Annotated in this window: 19 protein-coding genes; 9 read left to right on the forward strand and 10 right to left on the reverse strand. The window is 45.9% G+C overall.

The window, feature by feature from the left end:
* The first annotated feature begins 17 nt into the window (after positions 1-17).
* Positions 18-887, forward strand: a complete 870-nt coding sequence (locus D1Z90_RS09535; protein ID WP_119910527.1) for a phosphoribulokinase — start codon at positions 18-20, stop codon at positions 885-887.
* A gap of 6 nt (positions 888-893) precedes the next feature.
* Here the strand turns inward: D1Z90_RS09535 and D1Z90_RS09540 are convergent, their stop codons facing one another.
* Positions 894-1,301, reverse strand: coding sequence for an OsmC family protein (locus tag D1Z90_RS09540; RefSeq protein ID WP_119910528.1), 408 nt, complete (start codon positions 1,299-1,301; stop codon positions 894-896).
* Between the two features lie 297 nt (positions 1,302-1,598).
* Between D1Z90_RS09540 and crp the strand changes: the two genes are divergently transcribed.
* Complete coding sequence (gene crp / locus D1Z90_RS09545) at positions 1,599-2,237, forward strand: cAMP-activated global transcriptional regulator CRP (protein ID WP_119910529.1); 639 nt, start codon at positions 1,599-1,601, stop codon at positions 2,235-2,237.
* 95 nt (positions 2,238-2,332) lie between these two features.
* Positions 2,333-3,307 carry a hydrolase gene (locus tag D1Z90_RS09550; RefSeq protein ID WP_198419092.1) on the forward strand — a complete coding sequence of 325 codons (975 nt, stop codon included), beginning with the start codon at positions 2,333-2,335 and terminating at the stop codon, positions 3,305-3,307.
* Positions 3,308-3,358: 51 nt separating this feature from the next.
* On the opposite strand, the gene rplI is transcribed toward D1Z90_RS09550, so the two are convergent.
* The 4 genes from rplI to rpsF are packed head-to-tail and all read right to left on the reverse strand — an operon-like array spanning position 3,359 to position 4,787.
* Positions 3,359-3,811, reverse strand: coding sequence for a 50S ribosomal protein L9 (gene rplI, locus D1Z90_RS09555; RefSeq protein WP_119910531.1), 453 nt, complete (start codon positions 3,809-3,811; stop codon positions 3,359-3,361).
* A gap of 12 nt (positions 3,812-3,823) precedes the next feature.
* Positions 3,824-4,051 (reverse strand): 30S ribosomal protein S18, encoded by a 228-nt coding sequence (gene rpsR / locus D1Z90_RS09560; protein ID WP_119910532.1) that lies wholly within the window; start codon positions 4,049-4,051, stop codon positions 3,824-3,826.
* 11 nt (positions 4,052-4,062) lie between these two features.
* On the reverse strand, positions 4,063-4,371 hold the full coding sequence (gene priB / locus D1Z90_RS09565) for a primosomal replication protein N (protein WP_119910533.1): 309 nt from the start codon (positions 4,369-4,371) through the stop codon (positions 4,063-4,065).
* Positions 4,372-4,373: 2 nt separating this feature from the next.
* Positions 4,374-4,787, reverse strand: a complete 414-nt coding sequence (gene rpsF, locus D1Z90_RS09570; protein ID WP_119910534.1) for a 30S ribosomal protein S6 — start codon at positions 4,785-4,787, stop codon at positions 4,374-4,376.
* Positions 4,788-4,998: 211 nt separating this feature from the next.
* Here rpsF and D1Z90_RS09575 point away from each other — a divergent pair, with 211 nt between their 5' ends.
* Positions 4,999-5,757, forward strand: coding sequence for a DUF481 domain-containing protein (locus D1Z90_RS09575; RefSeq protein ID WP_119910535.1), 759 nt, complete (start codon positions 4,999-5,001; stop codon positions 5,755-5,757).
* A gap of 43 nt (positions 5,758-5,800) precedes the next feature.
* Here D1Z90_RS09575 and D1Z90_RS09580 read toward each other — a convergent pair whose 3' ends face one another.
* The 4 genes from D1Z90_RS09580 to D1Z90_RS09595 all read right to left on the reverse strand — a co-directional run bounded on the left by D1Z90_RS09580 (position 5,801) and on the right by D1Z90_RS09595 (position 10,389).
* On the reverse strand, positions 5,801-6,244 hold the full coding sequence (locus D1Z90_RS09580) for a GNAT family N-acetyltransferase (protein ID WP_119910536.1): 444 nt from the start codon (positions 6,242-6,244) through the stop codon (positions 5,801-5,803).
* 18 nt (positions 6,245-6,262) lie between these two features.
* Complete coding sequence (gene rlmB, locus D1Z90_RS09585) at positions 6,263-7,006, reverse strand: 23S rRNA (guanosine(2251)-2'-O)-methyltransferase RlmB (protein ID WP_119910537.1); 744 nt, start codon at positions 7,004-7,006, stop codon at positions 6,263-6,265.
* Positions 7,003-9,417 (reverse strand): ribonuclease R, encoded by a 2,415-nt coding sequence (gene rnr, locus D1Z90_RS09590; RefSeq protein ID WP_119910538.1) that lies wholly within the window; start codon positions 9,415-9,417, stop codon positions 7,003-7,005. The genes rlmB and rnr overlap by 4 nt, the downstream gene beginning before the upstream one ends.
* 357 nt (positions 9,418-9,774) lie before the next feature.
* Positions 9,775-10,389, reverse strand: coding sequence for a tetratricopeptide repeat protein (locus D1Z90_RS09595; RefSeq protein ID WP_119910539.1), 615 nt, complete (start codon positions 10,387-10,389; stop codon positions 9,775-9,777).
* 293 nt (positions 10,390-10,682) lie between these two features.
* Here D1Z90_RS09595 and D1Z90_RS09600 point away from each other — a divergent pair, with 293 nt between their 5' ends.
* Both D1Z90_RS09600 and ykgO read left to right on the forward strand, forming a co-directional pair.
* On the forward strand, positions 10,683-10,958 hold the full coding sequence (locus D1Z90_RS09600) for a type B 50S ribosomal protein L31 (protein WP_119910540.1): 276 nt from the start codon (positions 10,683-10,685) through the stop codon (positions 10,956-10,958).
* Positions 10,958-11,101 carry a type B 50S ribosomal protein L36 gene (ykgO, locus tag D1Z90_RS09605; protein WP_119910541.1) on the forward strand — a complete coding sequence of 48 codons (144 nt, stop codon included), beginning with the start codon at positions 10,958-10,960 and terminating at the stop codon, positions 11,099-11,101. Before D1Z90_RS09600 ends, ykgO begins: the two co-directional genes overlap by 1 nt.
* 19 nt (positions 11,102-11,120) lie before the next feature.
* On the opposite strand, the gene D1Z90_RS09610 is transcribed toward ykgO, so the two are convergent.
* Positions 11,121-12,941, reverse strand: a complete 1,821-nt coding sequence (locus D1Z90_RS09610) for a glycoside hydrolase family 19 protein (RefSeq protein ID WP_119910542.1) — start codon at positions 12,939-12,941, stop codon at positions 11,121-11,123.
* Between the two features lie 474 nt (positions 12,942-13,415).
* Here D1Z90_RS09610 and D1Z90_RS09615 point away from each other — a divergent pair, with 474 nt between their 5' ends.
* The 3 genes from D1Z90_RS09615 (at position 13,416) to D1Z90_RS09625 (ending at position 17,615) form a co-directional block, all read left to right on the forward strand.
* The gene (locus D1Z90_RS09615) at positions 13,416-14,897 is read left to right on the forward strand and encodes an FAD-dependent oxidoreductase (RefSeq protein WP_119910543.1); all 1,482 of its coding nucleotides are present in this window, start codon (positions 13,416-13,418) and stop codon (positions 14,895-14,897) included.
* A gap of 158 nt (positions 14,898-15,055) precedes the next feature.
* Positions 15,056-15,550 carry a C40 family peptidase gene (locus D1Z90_RS09620; protein ID WP_232525230.1) on the forward strand — a complete coding sequence of 165 codons (495 nt, stop codon included), beginning with the start codon at positions 15,056-15,058 and terminating at the stop codon, positions 15,548-15,550.
* A gap of 127 nt (positions 15,551-15,677) precedes the next feature.
* Positions 15,678-17,615 (forward strand): sensor histidine kinase, encoded by a 1,938-nt coding sequence (locus D1Z90_RS09625; RefSeq protein WP_119910544.1) that lies wholly within the window; start codon positions 15,678-15,680, stop codon positions 17,613-17,615.
* The last annotated feature ends 3 nt before the right edge of the window (positions 17,616-17,618 follow it).

Below are 17,618 nucleotides of genomic sequence, written 5' to 3' on the forward strand. Positions count from 1 at the left end.
AGCCAGCAAGGTAATTCATGTCAGCCACTCATCCTATTATTGCGATAACGGGTTCCTCAGGAGCAGGTACGTCCACCACTACGCTGGCTTTTGCGCAAATTTTCCGCCAGCTCGGTATTAAAGCCGCCTTTGTCGAAGGCGACAGCTTCCACCGCTATACCCGACCAGAAATGGACGTTGCCATTCGTAAAGCAAGAGAACAAGGCAGACACATTAGCTATTTTGGACCCGAAGCCAACGACTTCGAACAATTAGCTGGGTTTATGCAAGAATACGGCGAAACCGGTACCGGTAAATTCCGTCGCTATTTACACACTTTCGATGAAGCCGTGCCATACAACCAAATGCCGGGCACATTTACCCCTTGGCAAGAATTAGAAGACAATACCGATCTTTTGTTTTATGAAGGCCTACATGGCGCGGTGAAAAATGGCGAAACCGACGTTTCCAAACACATCGATTTTCTTATCGGCATGGTGCCGATTGTCAACTTAGAGTGGATCCAAAAGCTGGTGCGAGATACCTCTGAACGCGGCCACTCCCGTGAAGCGGTCAGTGACTCTATTGTGCGCTCAATGGACGATTACATAAACTTTATTACACCGCAATTTTCCCGCACACACATCAACTTTCAGCGTGTCCCCTTGGTGGACACCTCTAACCCGTTTAGCGCCAAAAACATCCCATCATTGGATGAAAGCTTGCTAGTGATCCGGTTTCGCGGCATCAAAAACATGGACTTTCCATATTTGCTGTCGATGATAGACGGCGCGTTCATGTCACGCATGAACACCATAGTGGTGCCCGGCGGCAAAATGGGCTTTGCCATGGAGTTGATCCTGACGCCACTGATTCGACAATTAATGGCGACAGGAAAAATTGCTTAAGCTTGCTTAAGCTTGCTCAATCACTTCAAAGTCTGCGTTAATCACTGTCTGTGGCTCAAGCATTTTAGCCACAGAGCAAAACTGCTGCATGGATGCCTTGACCGCTTTTTCGACCAGTTGAGGGTCTACTTGGTTACCGCTTACTTGATACAATAAGTTGATTTGAGTAAACACGCGGGGGGCTTTTTCTGCCCTTTGAGCGTCAATCTTTACTTCGCAATTCACCACATCTTGGTTCGCTTGCTGTAGATCAGAAACGATATCTACCGAGCTGCATCCTCCTAATGCCATCAGCACACACTCCATCGGACTGGGGCCGTTTTCACCACCGTTTCCGTCCATCAGGATTTCATTGCCCTTGCTCGAGCTACCCACAAATTGCAACGCTTTTGACCAAGATACGTTTACTTGCATACTGAATTCACCTTATTTTTGTCAAACTTACATCAGAAATCGCAGCTGATTATATGGAATATAAAAAACTAAGTAGATATTAATATCATTAAAACACTATTGCGCTATATAATTAGATCTAAATCAATGACAAACAATCATATCTGGCTAATTTTGTAACTTGCGTGTTGAAGCCTTGCAGCTTGCAGAATAGGCTTTTATGCTATGATGCACCCATTATAAACGATTTCTGCTGACGACTTCTCACTGCAAGTACGGCAGAGATAATGCAGAATAAAAAATAATAGAGGAAAATATATGGTACTTGGCAAACCTCAAGCAGATCCGACGTTAGAATGGTTCCTGTCTCACTGCCATATTCACAAATACCCTTCTAAAAGCACCTTAATCCACGCAGGCGAAAAAGCAGAAACTTTATACTATATGGTTAAAGGCTCTGTAGCTGTGCTTATCAAGGATGAAGAAGGCAAAGAGATGATCTTGTCATACCTAAACCAGGGTGACTTTATCGGTGAGCTAGGTCTGTTTGATGATTCAGAAAACCCAACTCGTACCGCTTGGATCCGTGCAAAATCTCCTTGTGAAGTAGCAGAAATTTCGTACAAAAAGTTTAAACAACTGATTCAGGTTAACCCTGAAATCCTAATGCGCTTATCAGGCCAAATGGCCAGCCGTTTGCAAGAAACCTCACAAAAAGTAGGTGACTTAGCGTTCTTAGACGTAACCGGTCGTATCGCCCAAACTCTATTGAGCTTAGCGAAACAACCAGACGCCATGACGCATCCTGACGGCATGCAAATTAAGATCACTCGTCAAGAGATTGGCCAAATTGTTGGCTGTTCACGTGAAACCGTGGGTCGTATCTTAAAAATGCTTGAAGAGCAAAACCTTATCTCTGCACACGGTAAAACCATCGTGGTATTTGGCACTCGCTAAACTACTCGCCCCGTGCAGTAAAAACCGCGCATCTTTGATGAGCGGTTTTTTTATGCTTAAAATCAGTCATGCTACAAACTAGAAAGAGCCTGACCATGAGTCACGAATTTATAGCCCCCAGCTGGTGTCGCCATCATCACCTGCAAACCTTGTTGCCAACTTTACTTAATCCCAAACTAACCGCACCCACTGTCGAACAGCGTTTGATTACCCCCGACGATGACTTTCTCGATTTAACTTGGTCAAGCCAGCCAACCACAAACGAAAAACGAACTATTATTGTCATTTTCCACGGCTTAGAAGGCTCAGCTCATTCGCCTTATGCCGTAAGCTTACTCAATGAAGCACACCGACAAGGTAAATTGGCTGTACTGATGCATTTTCGTGGTTGTAGCGGAGAGCCAAACCGACAACCCAGAAGCTACCACAGTGGTGAAATGGGTGACCCACTGTTTGTGCTGGCATGGTTACAACAAGCCTTCCCTCTCACACAGGCGGTCTGTATTGGTTATTCCCTTGGCGGTAATATGTTGCTTAACCTGCTGGCAGAGCATGCGCCTACGTACGTCAAGGCCGCAGTCAGCGTATCAGCGCCGCTCAAGCTTGCGCTCTGCGCGGATCGCCTTAACCAGGGCTTCTCTAAGATTTATCAGCGCCATTTGATTACGCGGATGAAAGGCAACCTTAAAAATAAAATGCAGCAGGTAGACTTTGGCTCAAAAGTGTCATGGGAGTTGGACAAGCTGAATGACTTTAGAAGCTTTGATGATAGGGTTACCGCACCATTACATGGCTTTTCAGGAGCGAACGATTATTACCGTCAATGCAGCGCCTTTGACAAGCTCAAGCAGATACAAACACCCAGCCTTATTATTCATGCTGCCGATGACCCTTTTATGACGCCTGCCGTGATCCCGAGCCAACAACAAGTCAGCAGCAGTATCGAGCTGCAGATAAGCGCAACGGGAGGACACGTTGGCTTTGTCATGGGTAAACCTGCACGGCCTGAGTACTGGTTGCCCCGCGCTATTTTACAATGGCTACAGCCTTGGTTTAGCAGCGCCAAATAGCGGGCACAAAAAAACCGGCCTAAGCCGGTTTTATTTCACTGCAAGCAGTGATTAGTCTTCAGCAACCACTGATACTTGAACAGTAGCAGTAACATCACTGTGAACTTGGATAGCGATATCGAATTCGCCAGTAACACGTAGTGCGCCTTCAGGAAGACGAACTTCGCTTTTAGCAACTTCAACGCCAGCTGCAGAGATCGCATCAGCGATATCGCGAGTACCGATAGAGCCAAATAGCTTACCTTCGTCGCCAGCTTTAGAAGCGATAACAACAGCTTCTAGTGCATTTAGTTTTTCACCACGTTGCTCTGCTTGAGCTAGATCAGCAGCGATTTTCGCTTCTAGTTCAGCACGACGCGCTTCGAATTTTTCTGTGTTAGCTTTGTTTGCTGGAACTGCTTTGCCTTGTGGGAAAAGGTAGTTACGAGCATAACCTGCTTTAACAGAAACTGTGTCACCTAGGGTACCTAGGTTAGCTACTTTATCTAATAAAATAATATCCATGACAGCTTCCCCTTACTGGTGCAGGTCAGTGTATGGTAAAAGTGACAGGTAGCGTGCGCGCTTAATAGCACGAGCTAGCTGACGCTGGTATTTTGCACGTGTGCCAGTAATGCGGCTTGGTACAATTTTACCACTTTCAGTGACGTAGTTTTTAAGAGTCACTACATCTTTATAATCGATTTCGCTTACACCTTCAGCTGTGAAGCGACAGAACTTACGACGACGGAAGTAACGTGCCATTGCCTGTATCCTTAAAATAATTTCTCAATGTACTGTGCATGTAATACCAATTCGCCATGACCGCTTTGGGTTTTATGGCTAGTAAGAAAACCACTTACTTTAATATTACTGCCCTTATCTATTTGCTCGGTAATCTGACTTGCGATATCACCGGTTACCACTACGGGCATAATGCAAAAGCATTGCCGGGTGTACTTCGCTTCTGTTTGCCGAGATTCATGTTTCAATTTGAATTTACAATGAACCACGCCCGCTGGGCTCTTACTCAACTTGGGAGCATTAATCAGCTCACCCGTGAGTAGCAAACAGTTTTCGGTCACAATTACTCTTCGCTAGCAGCCTGTGCAGGTGCTTCTTCAGCTGCAGGAGCTGGAGCAGCTTCTGGAGCTGGACGCGAATCACGTGCTTGACGCTCTTCTTTAGCTTTCGCCATAGGAGAAGCTTCAGTGATAGCAGCTTTAGTACGCATGATCATATTACGGATCACAGCGTCGTTGAAACGGAAAGCAGTTTCCAGTTCATCGATTGCAGCTTGTTCAGCTTCAACGTTCAATAGAACGTAGTGAGCTTTGTGTAGCTTGTTGATTGGGTAAGCCAATTGACGACGGCCCCAGTCTTCTAAACGGTGGATTTGACCGCCGTTGTCGGTGATTACAGCGCTGTAACGCTCAATCATGCCGTTTACTTGTTCACTCTGGTCAGGGTGAACCATAAATACGATTTCGTAATGACGCATTTACTTGATCCTTACGGGTTTAGTCAGCCTCTGTGTGCGGCTCAGTCTGGTACCGTCAGAGGCAAGGAACAAAAGGTTGATGACTGATTTAAGGTGGCGAATTATACAGGTCAAAAACCGCCCTGACAAGAAAAAACACACAATGAGGATAAGCCTTTTTTTCCAACAACTTAAGCTCTACAATTAAGTTTATCTAGGGACAGACAGAAGAATGAAATTGACTGATTCACGCCGCTTGTTAAGTTGTTTCTTGGGACTGCTACTCTGGCCCAGCGCCACGCTTGCGATCGTCCCTCCTGAATACGAAGACCCAGAAGAGCCTTGGACTGCTGGCATCGAATTTGGTTGGATGTACGATAAAGGCAACAAGACATCGCGGTCACTCAATACCACGTTAGAAATTGAATACGAAATCAAAGACAAGTACAAAGGCTACTTTGAATACAACTTTGATTTCGCCAGCGATGATGACGTAGAAACCACTAAAAAAGATCGTCTCCAGTTACAAGGAGATTATAACTTTAATGATGACAACTACGTGTTTGCCCGAGCAGACATTAAATCGGATGAATTTGGCAGTTTCGCCGAAGAAAACACATACTCCACCGGTTATGGTCATATTTTTCTGGATAAGAAAAAGCACAAGCTGAATGTAGAGGTAGGCCCGGGTTTTCGTCACTCAAAACCACAAGATGATAATTTTGACGACCAAGCTGAAGATGAAGTAATTATCCGTAGCGTACTCAAATACCAAAGGTTTTTTACCGAGCACCTAAAATTTTACGCTGATAGCTCACTGGAAGTCGGTGAAAAGAACTCAATCAGTGTCACCAACCTTAAACTTGAACAAAAGTTGTTTGGGGATTTATTCTTGGTATTTGACCTGCAATATACCTACCGCGACAAAGTACCAACGGATACAGTGCGTAACGAATTTGTGAACAAGTTTAATTTGAAATACGTGTTTTAAGAGCCAGTCACCCGAGGCTCGAAAAAAGCTTCAGATAACTCAGTTAACGCACCATTTTGATGTGTGGAATGCCATCTTCTAGATACTCAGCCCCCGTTGCAACAAAGCCGTGCTGAGCGTAAAAGCCTTGTAAGTGACTTTGCGCACTCAGGCTAATCCTTTGCTTAGTCACCACTTGCGCAGCCCTGCAAGCCCGTTGCATTAGGCGATGCCCTAAGCCACTGCCTCGGCCATTAGCAGACACCACAACCCGGCCAATTGAGACTTCGGGATAAGGCGTGCCAGCGGGCAGTATTCTGGCGTAAGCACAAACTTGAAAATCTTCATTTAGGGCCAATAAATGAATGCATTCAGGGTTTAAATCCAAGCCATCAATATCTTGATAAACGCAATCTTGTTCAACCACAAATACTGCTGCACGCAGCTGCAACACGCTGTACCACTGCTGCGCGCTTAAGCTGTTGAAGTCACCCTGATGCCATTGCATGATACGGGTTAAATCGGCTTAGCTACTGCGTTGGCGCACAACTTCAAACAAGCACACACCGGTAGCAACAGAAACATTGAGGCTAGAAACCGCGCCCGCCATTGGCAAGCTGACCAGTTCATCACAATGTTCACGCGTTAAGCGACGTAAGCCTTTGCCTTCCGCGCCCATAACGATAGCAACAGGGCCAGTTAATTTGGTTTGATACAAGGTTTGTGTCGCTTCACCCGCAGCGCCATAAATCCAAATGCCTTGATCTTGCAACTCACGCATGGTGCGCGCTAGATTAGTCACTTGGATCAGTGGCATGCTTTCAGCTGCACCACAGGCTACTTTTCGAACCGTAGGCGTTAAGCTGGCAGATTTATCTTTTGGTACTATGACTGCGTCAACGCCTGCAGCGTCTGCACTGCGTAAACAAGCCCCTAAATTATGAGGGTCCGTGACACCGTCTAAGATCAACAAAAACGCTTGCCCTTCGGTACGTTTAAGCACGTCATCTAAATCGCCTTCATTAAGTACTGGCGCAGCTTTTACGCGGGCAATAATGCCCTGATGCTGACCTCCGCCGGCTTTGTCATCCAACGCTTTGCGTTGCATGAACTGCACCGACACGCCCATTTTTTGCAGCTTTTTAATGATGGGGAGCATGCGCTCATCTTGACGCCCTTTTAATGCATACACTTCAATAAAGCGCTCAGGGGCATTGTCTAACGTCGCATCTACTGCATGAATGCCATAGATTAGTTCTGATTTACTCATTTGGTTTTCTTCGCTTTATTTTTGTTAGTTCGTTTGTTTTTCTTTTTGCCGCTTTTTTTACTTTTAGCTTCCGTCGTTTTTTTCGTCTCACCTTTCGCTGAGCGTTTCGCCTTACCGCCTTTAGGCTTACGTTTGCCCTTGCTCGGCTCAGCATCATTGCGACGACTGCCTTCCGCGGTCATGCGTGATGCAGCAGGTTTACGGCCCGAGCGGCGGCGCACATTTTCTACCCCAGCAAGCTCAAAGTCGATCTTTTTATCGTCTAAATTAACCGCTAGCACTTTCACATCCACGCTGTCACCAATGCGAAATACCTTGCCACTGCGTTCCCCCTGAAGCACTTGGCGGCCCGCATCAAACTGGTAATAATCACCAGGCAGCGAAGTAACGTGAACAAGGCCATCAATGTGCAGGTCATTCAAGCGCACAAAAAAGCCAAAGTTGGTGACAGCCGCCACCGTGCCTTGCATTTCGTCGCCCACGTGGTCTTGCATGTACTCACACTTCAATGCATCAGCCACATCACGGGTCGCATCATCAGCGCGGCGTTCGGTCATGGAGCACTGTTCACCTAAAATGGGCATATCATCTTCTAAATAATGATAACCGCCCGTATCAGTCCAGCGATGGCCAGGGTTGCCCTTCTCTTTGACTAATTGATACTTAATGGCGCGATGTAAAATCAAGTCGGGATAACGTCGGATCGGTGAAGTAAAGTGCGCGTATTGCTTCAACGCTAATCCAAAGTGACCGGTATTTTCATCTTGATACACAGCTTGCTTCATCGACCTCAGCAGCATGGTTTGAATCAACTCGGCGTCTGGCCGGTCTTTAATTTGTTCAGCCAACTCTGCATAATCTTTTGGCTCTGGGTCCATGTCACCGCGAAGCTGTAAACCAAGCTCACTTAAAAAGCTTCTAAAACCGTTGAGCTTTTCTTCGCCCGGCGTTTCATGGACACGAAACAGCGCATGAGCTTGCATTTTTTCAATGTACCTTGCCGCGGATACATTGGCTTGAATCATGCACTCTTCAATGATTTTATGGGCGTCGTTACGATGCAGAGGCACAATAGACTCTATCTTACGCTGCGAGTTGAAAATAAAACGGGTTTCAGAGGTTTCAAATTCCATTCCACCTCGCTGATGACGCGCATGCTTTAAAGCATGATACAGCTTGTGCAACTCTTCTAAATGGTTAACGTGTCCGGCGTATTCTTCGCGCAGCGCTTCATCACCGTCCAGAATGTTAGCAACCTTGGTATAAGTAAAACGGGCATGGGAGTTCATCACAGCTTCATAGAATTTATAGCCGGATAAACGTCCCGCTTTTGAAATGGTCATTTCACAGACCATACACAAGCGGTCAACCTGAGGGTTCAAAGAACATAAACCGTTGGATAAGACTTCAGGCAGCATAGGGATAACTTGATCGGGGAAGTATACCGAGTTACCACGATTCAACGCTTCTTTATCGAGTGTACTGCCGTGGCGCACATAATAGCTGACGTCTGCAATCGCCACCCATAGTCGCCAACCGCCTGCGGCTTTCTTTTCACAGTACACAGCATCATCAAAATCACGAGCGTCTTCACCGTCGATGGTCACTAAGGGTAAATCTCGCAGGTCAACACGGTCTTGCTTAGCATGTTCAGGAACCGCGTCGCCAAATATTTTCAGCTCTTTTTCTAAGCCGTCGGGCCAGGAATGAGGAATGTCGTGGGTGCGCAAAGCGATCTCCACTTCCATGCCGGGAGCCATATTCTGGCCAAGTACTTCAACCACTTTTCCAATCGCATTCACTCGAGGTCTTGGTCTTGTGGTTATCTCTGTTACCACAACTTGTCCATGGCGAGCACCGTTGCGAACTTCTGTTGGCACAATAATATCTTGCGCAATGCGGCTATCATCAGGCACCACAAAACCGACGCCGTCTTCCAGAAAGAAGCGCCCAACCACTTGGATTTCTCGCTCTTCTAACACCCTGATCAAGCGCGCTTCAGTGCGGCCTTTCGCATCTACCTTCACCGGTTGCACCAACACATAATCGCCGTGGAACAGAGTCAACATTTGTTTAGGTGGTAAAAATAAGTCGCTACCGCCGTCATCAGGTTTCACAAAACCAAAGCCATCACGGTGGCCTATTACCTTGCCTTTGACTAACTCTAACTTATCAGGCAAAGCGTAACTGGCATTGCGGCAATACACTAATTGCCCCTCTCTCTCCATCGCTTTTAAACGACGTTTCAAGGCAATGTAATCATCGTCCGTGGACAAGTTCAGTAATTTGAAAAGCTGGTCTCGGGTAGTAGGTTTGCCGACTTGTTCTAATAAATTGAGGATAAATTCACGACTGGGAATGGGTTTGTCGTATTTTTTGGCTTCGCGGGCCTGATAAGGGTCTGTTGACATGATGGTGTCTCCTGGAAGGAATTGTAGTCAGTATATCCGAATTGCTTGTTTTTGTGTGAAAAAGACCGACTTGGTAAGCTTAAATAATGAGTCAAAAATGACGTTTTTAAGATTTATTGCGGAAATGCCAGCAAAAAGTCTGAACTGACACTAAACTTAAAGAGCAAGCTAGAGTAATACCTTGTTATGGGAGCCGGACGCTCCCATTTTTTTGTCTTGCCGATGGCGGCAAACGCGCTGATTATACCTAATTTCATTATTTTTGCTGACTTATTTTTCTTCAGCAAATACCGCAGTTAATAAGCTGTTGTTGTTTATCACTTCACTGAGCCAAGTCTGCCGGTTACAATTTTATCCTTATGGGTCGATGCGTTTCGCCCGGGCAGTAATATTCTCAGGCATTTTGTTGCCTAATTGTTGTAACGCCTTAGCGGCTCGCTGATGCATTTTTTTGTCTGCAATAACAGCGTGATGCAGTAAGCGATAAGCCTCTTCATAATCCTTTGGACTGCCTGCCCCCGCAACCAACCATTCTACCCATTGCAATTGCGCAGGTAAAAAGCCTAGGCTGGCAGACTCAGCAAATAAAGGCATCGCTTTGGCCATGTCTTGTTGCACCAAGGTACCTTTTGCGTAATAACGCCCTAGCTGCTCTAATGCCGCCGGTAAGCCTTGATTTGCCGCTTGCCACATATAGTGGATGCCTTCTTCCGCATTTTTGTCAACACAAACTCCCCATGCCAACATGTCTCCCCACAAGAATTGGTATGCCGGCTCTTGCACCTTCACCGCATGGGCCTCAATATCTTGAACTAACTGGCACTCATCTTTTTTTACTTGAGCCAAATGCTGGTTTTTATTGATTAAGGTAATCAGCTCATCCTGACTGTAAAGCTGTACAACCTCATAATTATCAGCAGCTTGCGCTGAATTGATAGCCAGTGATATAGCTATTGCAGCATATTTCCACATACCTTTTCCTTTTCCATCATTCGGCCAACTAAGCAATACCGAGTAAGCAGTACTTCGCATTGAGTTTAGCGTTATATGGCCTGGGTGCACGCCTCATCAGCTGTAACAACTTGCTAGCTTGCATTTTCTGCTAAAACATTCATACCAAAAATACTGCAAAAACCGATCCAGTTAGATATTTGACGGCACTTTTTTAAGCCAGAATCAGTCATTTTAATGAAACACCACAAATGCAATTGATAATTAATCGCAATTGGTGTTATGTTATATTATAACAATTAAAGGAGGGCATAATGCAGCCAAATATACACCCGGATTATCAACTGGTTATCTTTCACGATACGTCAGCCAACCAATCGTTTTTAATTCGCTCAACCTACCAAACTAAAGCGCGAATGAAGTGGGAAGACGGTAATGAGTACCCAGTATGTTATTTAGACACTTCAAGTGCATCGCACCCGTTTTACACTGGTAAACAGCAAATCAATAAAGCGCAAGGTCAAGTGGCGAAATTTAACAGCCGCTTTAAAATATCTAGCAAAGACCGCGCAAACTCGGAGGCCAAATAATGAAAGTGCTCAGCTCATTAAAGTCTGCCAAGCAGCGCCACCCTGACTGTCAAATAGTGAGACGCAGAGGCAAGGTATTTGTTATTTGCAAATCAAACCCGCGCTTTAAAGCGGTACAGGGGAAATCTAAGAAGGCAGGGTAACCCCTGCCTTGATTAAACACTAATGGGACTGACTGATTACCTGCACATTGAAAAAGTGCTCAACGCACCGCTGGTAATCACTTTCTATCAAAGCGCTAAAGGGAGTTTGATAATTGACCCGTTTACATTGGTAACTTTTACCATCTGGGTTTTGCGGATGGAACTCCCAATCTTGATCCCAATAAACCGCGCCATGGCCATTTAAGTCATCAGGAAACTCTTTCATCGCCAAGCAAGACAATTGCTCCGTCGCATAGACAGGCACTGAAAGGTTGGCAGCATGACGCTGGTAGTAGCCAATGCGTTCGTCATCTTGAAAATGCTTGTCTTCGCCACATTCCAGGCCGTTAGTGAGTATAAAAGTAGTCAAACCAAAACCCGGTTCTAACGCGTTACTTTGCTCCCCATCATTCGGCTGCCAAGTGCCATCGATTACGTGCAATAAACTCGGTTTATTTCCTTGCGGCTTAACCAAAGAATACACCGCAGTCGCCAAATTAAGCCAGCCATGAGCCACACGCTCTGGTTGCTTTAACAACACTTGTTTATCAGCAAAAATCACCTCAGAGAACTGTCCGTACTGATGATGAAAACGCAGCGGCTTGGCACCACGACCGAAGTATTTCTCAAACCCGCTGGTAGACTCAACATTCGCGGCACACGGCCAATTATCTGCTTGCCAGCTACCATTTTCACAAGCCTGATTATATTGCACATCACAGCTTGGTCCTTGCTCTTGGCATCCAGGCTCTCGCACCAACTGTAAGCCGCGACGCCAAGACTCTATGTTGCCACCAGTTTGGTGATCGCCGGTATCTTGCACTATGTGTGCAAACATTACCGCCAAAGATTTGCTGCATATTTCCTGTGCATCAATACCACTGGCATACTCGCCACAAAACCGAGGAAATTTGGCCACCGCCTGCAACAAACCGCGATAACTGTAATGACCGTGAGCTAATGGAAAAGTATCTTGCCAATCGTGCAAACTGAAAATAGCTTCCACTCGTTTAACATTGTCTGGGTTACTCGCCTGACCCGGCATCACTCGTTCTACCTCAGCATTATCCAAGGTAACAAGATCTTGCCGTAAACGGTTAAAAGCCCCTGACTGAAGCTGTTTTCGTTTCGTGGCCTCAAGTTCCTCGTGATACATAATATGGTCGTATCCCGGCGCTGGAGTAGCCACTAAACTGGCAGTTTTAGGTTGCTTATCAGCGCAGAGTTGCGCCAAGGTTGTTCCGGTATTGAACCAAGCATCTGAACTGTCTGGCTCAGAGAATTGGATCCACCAACGTGCTTGATAGATGTCTCCGGCAAACACTGCCTGATGACCTTGTAGATAAATAGTGCCTGATTGCCAGTCTGCAATTGTGGCGTTATCACAGGTTACCTCTGTCGCTCGTTTAGCCACACGATGCTTGGGCTTCACGCTTTTGTCAGTTTCGGTCAACGCTGGAGTTATCACCTCTGCGCTGCTGGTACTCTCTTGAATGACGGGAGCAGGCGTGCTGATCGGCACCGTACCGCTAAAGTCTTGCGTCAAACTGTCGCTGTCTTGACCGACGTCAAGCCATACCCCCCAGCGACCAGATTGCAGTGGGTTCTCGCCAAGTGTCCACCATTTGGCTTGGTATTTACGCCCATTCAAGGTAACAATTTCGCCACCTTTATAAGCTTGAGAAGCACGCCATTGAGGTAATGTTATTGTTGTATTGGCGGCAGATTGATTGTTGTCAGTTGCAGCAAAGGCTACCTGAGAGGAAGCTAAAACGGCTCCCAATATAAAAGGTTTAGCCAAAGCCACAACATGCGATTGAAATCGCAATGGCTTTTTCATGATTGATCTCCCTGATCACGATGTCTTCCATGGCTAAATTCGCTGAAATCTACACCTTCCTAGTGTAAATGGCCCAATCAGCTATCTAGCACTTTCATCATACCTTGTTACGATTTTGTTACCAGAAAAAATGAGAGTTACCTCATATTTATTTTATATATTATGAGGAGAATCAAATTTACCCCAGCCTAATACCTTAGTAACAAGAAAGACAAAAGCCATACCTAAGCACTACTCAAGCTGATAATCATCAGCCTGTTGCAGCCATATTGGAATTATGTCGTCACAATGTGCACCAAAAATGCAATGATTGGTTTTTTCTGCTTGGGCAAGAAGTCGGCCAGCAAAATGATTAATTAAAAACAAAAATCATCGAATAATTAATCCTTTCTATAGCTTTGCCCGTATATCTTTCGACTCAATAGGCAAGTAAAATACCCTCGGCTTTGACACAGATTGATAGGTTGCAGCGACATGAACAATACAGCGGTTCACCCCAATACACACAACAATGGCAAAGTAGCGGTCATTGGCGCTGGCGTAGCTGGCGCAACCATTGCAATGCGCTTGGCAGAGTTAGGCGTTCAAGTGAGTCTATTTGAGCAAGGGGTGAGCTTAGTTAACGGGCCGCCTATGTGTCACTTGCATGCCGGTGGCAACTTGTACCGAGAAATCAGTGACCAACAGTGCCTCAACTTACTCGAGCAATCAATCAATACGGTGCGGCTGTACCAGCATTGTGTCAACGTTCGACCCACGGTGATTGCGGTTCCCTCTCAAGACGCGGGTAAACCAGAAGAGTTATTTCCAAGGTTAAATCTGCTGCAGCAAAGATATCATCAACTCGTTGCCGAAGATGTTCGCAATCAAGTATTGGGTCACCCTGACAATTACTTTTGCAGCTACCAATACCAAGATCTCAAACGACTGGCTGAACGCCCTTTGCCTAGCGTACCATCAAGCAATGATGATTGGATGGTACCGTTTGCTAAACAAGCCAAATTAGAACAACTGAAATATCCGGTTATTCTAGTACAAGAATACGGCTTAAGTTCGCTGCGTATTGCGGCGACTGCAGCGCTTACTTTACAACAATTACCGAATTGCCAAGTGCATACCCAAACCAAGGTTCAAGCCTTATCACAAGCCTCTCATGGCTGGTCGTTGAGCTACCAGAATCAAGGTGCTAGCACTTGCACAGAAAGTTTTGACTTTGTGGTGAATGCCAGCGGCTTTCGCAGTGGTCACGTTGACAACATGGCTCAGTTCAAACGCCAACGTATAGTGGAGTTCAAAGCCGCTTACCTCACTTGGTGGCAAACTCCGGCAATTTGGCCTGAAGTGATTTTTCATGGTGAACGTGGAACCCCTCAAGGCATGGCGCAATTAACGCCATACTGTAACGGATTGTTTCAACTACACGGCATGACCAAACACATCACCCTGTTTAAAGGCGGCTTAGTAAACTCGAGCAATGATGATGCTCAACCTGCACTGCCGACACCTTTATTGAGCAAAATTGAACAGCAGTGGCCCGAACTAGAGCTGCAGCAACGAACCCATGCGGCAATTGAACACTTGGCTCAGTTTATCGGGCCTTTTGCCAGTGCAAAATTAGCGGCAAAGCCTTTGTACGGGGCGCAGCAAATTCCAGGTGAAGACTCCAGTTTGCGCGCTGCAGCGGTCAGTTTTGAGGGGGAACATTACGCCAGGGCCGAAATTGTTAAAGCTTCGTCTGCTCTTAGCAGTGCCAATGTGATTTTAGAGCGCCTGATTCACCTTGGATTAGCAAAGGACACTCGACAAGATTTGGAGCGAGACTTTAAAGTCGCTCAGAAGTTAACCGAGCATGCGGTCATCAGTCATGCCATTAAGTTAGCCAAGCAGCGGGATTACCCTAGCGCACTCGCCCTGCCCTACCATGCTGGTTATAACCACCCCGCTCAAGTCAGTTAAAGACAATATAATGGGTTATTGAGGCGCATTCGCGCCTCAACGCCCAGGCCTTGATGTCAGAAAAATATGTTTTTATGGAACTTTTTGATAAAATCGCTCACCAAATAAACAAAGCAATATAAATATCAATTGGTTAACTGTATGAACTTGAGGTTAGGATGTTAAAGCGCCTATTAAAAAGCGGTTGCATTGTGTTATTTGCGAGCTTGGTTTCGTGTACCAGCATTGCCAAAGAAAGCGAGCAAGACGCCATGATCCAATACGCACGTCAATACATAGGCGTGGATTACTTGTGGGGAGGCGCTAGCCCTAAAGGATTTGATTGCTCGGGCTACATTCAATACGTCTACAACAAATACGACATCAATATTCCTCGCACCACTCGAGGTTATACCGACCTTTATCAATACTCGGTGCCGCTGCGAGAAGCACAAGTCGGCGATTTAATTGTATTTACTGGAACCGACGCTAAAAAGCGCGTCCCAGGCCACGCAGGTATTATTAGTCACATTGAAGAAGGTAAGTTACTCTTCTTACATAGTTCATCATCTAAAAAGCATTACGGTGTGACTGAAACCAATTATTACAAGAGCGGTTACCCAAAGCGCTTTTTAACCGTAATTCGACTTCCTCAATCCTCTCAAGAAGCATAATACGGCTATAATCTACTACAATGAGTTAAGCTAATTATTCAATAAAACCAATAATTAGCTTAACTTTCTGTGGTTCAGTAAAGTGAAATTTTGCTCGCTGACATACAGCTTGATGATGGAATGAGCCATGCCTAAACTGATTACTTTTTCTGACGATACTGATGAGTTCTTTGACCGCTCGACCACGACGGACAGTGAATTTTATCGCCAGTTGTTTAAGTTAAATGTGTTAGCCATTGAGCTATCTGCGGTAAGCAGCGTGGATGAGCTTTACAAAAAAGCGGTAGAATTTGGTCACGTTGAACTGCAGCTTGACCGCGTAGGCATCTTGCTACTGGATAAAGACAATAACCGCATGCTTGGTACTTGGGGAGTCGGTACTGAGGGTAAAGTTCGCAGTGAACACGGTCTCAATGCGCCACTGCAAAAAAGTTTGTTAACCATCATTGAAGAAGTTTCTACTAAGGGCAAGGTCTGTGTCTGGGTTGACCAAGACTTGTTAGAGTTTAGCAATGAAACCGACATTGCAGTGGTCGGCAGTGGTTGGAATGCCGCAATTGCTTTTTGGGAACAAGATGAAGTGATAGGCTGGGTTGCCTGCGACAATTTAATCAACAAACAGCCCTTCAAGCCCTATCAGAATCATATACTAAGGCTCTTTGGCACCTTAGTGGGTGAGCTTATCATCCGTAAACGCACTGAAATGCGCCTCAATCAGCTTAATCAAGAATTAGAGCAGCAAGTTTATCAACGAACCCAAGATTTACAGTTTGCCAAGCAGCAAGCTGACCATGCTACCAAAAGTAAATCACTCTTCTTACAAAACATTACCCATGAGCTCAAAACGCCTCTGAACAGTGTTCTGGGTCGTCTGCACTTACTCGATTGTGACATCATGAGCCATCACAACCAAAGCCAGGTAAAAGGCATTCAAAAATCTGCTCAAGCTCTTTCTGTGTTGATAGGCGATTTGGTGCAGGTGGCTAATATCGAAAAAGACATGGGCGAGATCCAATCCGTACCCTGCAATATTGACGAGCTGTTACAAGGCTTGTTTGATGATTTAAAACCCAAGGCACAACATAAGCGGTTGCCGCTCATTTTTAACCTCGCCGCCGACGTGCCGCAGGTCATTTATAATGACGCTGAAAAGCTGGCGACACTATTGCGCCAGCTGATTGATAATGCGATAAAGTTCACCTTGACCGGCCAAGTTACCGTGAACATTTATCGACAAAATAACGGCTTAGAGTTTGCGATTACGGACACCGGGATTGGTATTGCAGAAGAGGCGCAGCAAACCCTGTTTGATCGCTTTGAACAATTGGATGCTGGCGCTAATAGGGCCTTTAATGGCATAGGTGTGGGGCTGTCTCTGGCCCATAGTTTGAGCGTGATCTTAGGCGCAAAGCTAAGTTGCAACAGCCAGTTAGGCGTGGGTAGCTGTTTTCGCTTATTGTTGCCGACTCAATGCAGCAGTCGCCCCGCAGCTCCTCGCCAACAAAAAATATTATTGCTCGCTCGGTATGAATGGTTACAAAACTTGTTACTTAGAGCGAATGCAGATATTGAAGTCCTGCACAGCGCAACGCCTCTCAGCGTCGACCAAGCATTGCAGCAACAAGTGTTTGATGCGGTTATTTGTGATCCCGACAATATTGACTGGCAACAAGCGGGTTGGCCTCCCTGTCTGCTGGTTAGCGAGCATAATGATGACCAAGGTAAAACCTCTCCTATTTGCCTACGCGCACCTTTTACGGCAACAACTCTATTTGATAATTTAGCCACAGACCAAGCGCCAACGAGTCACCACGACGGTGAAGTGAAAGAGCTCTCGGACCTTGCCTTGCAACAATGCTTACAACAACTAACGGAGCATGTTGAAGGGTATAGTATCGAAGCTATGACAGCGATAGCGCCTTTGCTGTCACATAGTCGAGCAACTGCGAATGATGACGTTAATCATTGCTTGATGCGAATAGAGCGCGCGCTTAACGATTATGATTTTGACATTGCCCGTGAGCACTGTCTAGCGCTCACAGACCTGATTCACAAAGGTAGCTAACGC

The sequence above is a fragment of the Motilimonas pumila genome, assembly GCF_003596335.1.
GTDB lineage: Bacteria > Pseudomonadota > Gammaproteobacteria > Enterobacterales > CBDFNC01 > Motilimonas > Motilimonas pumila.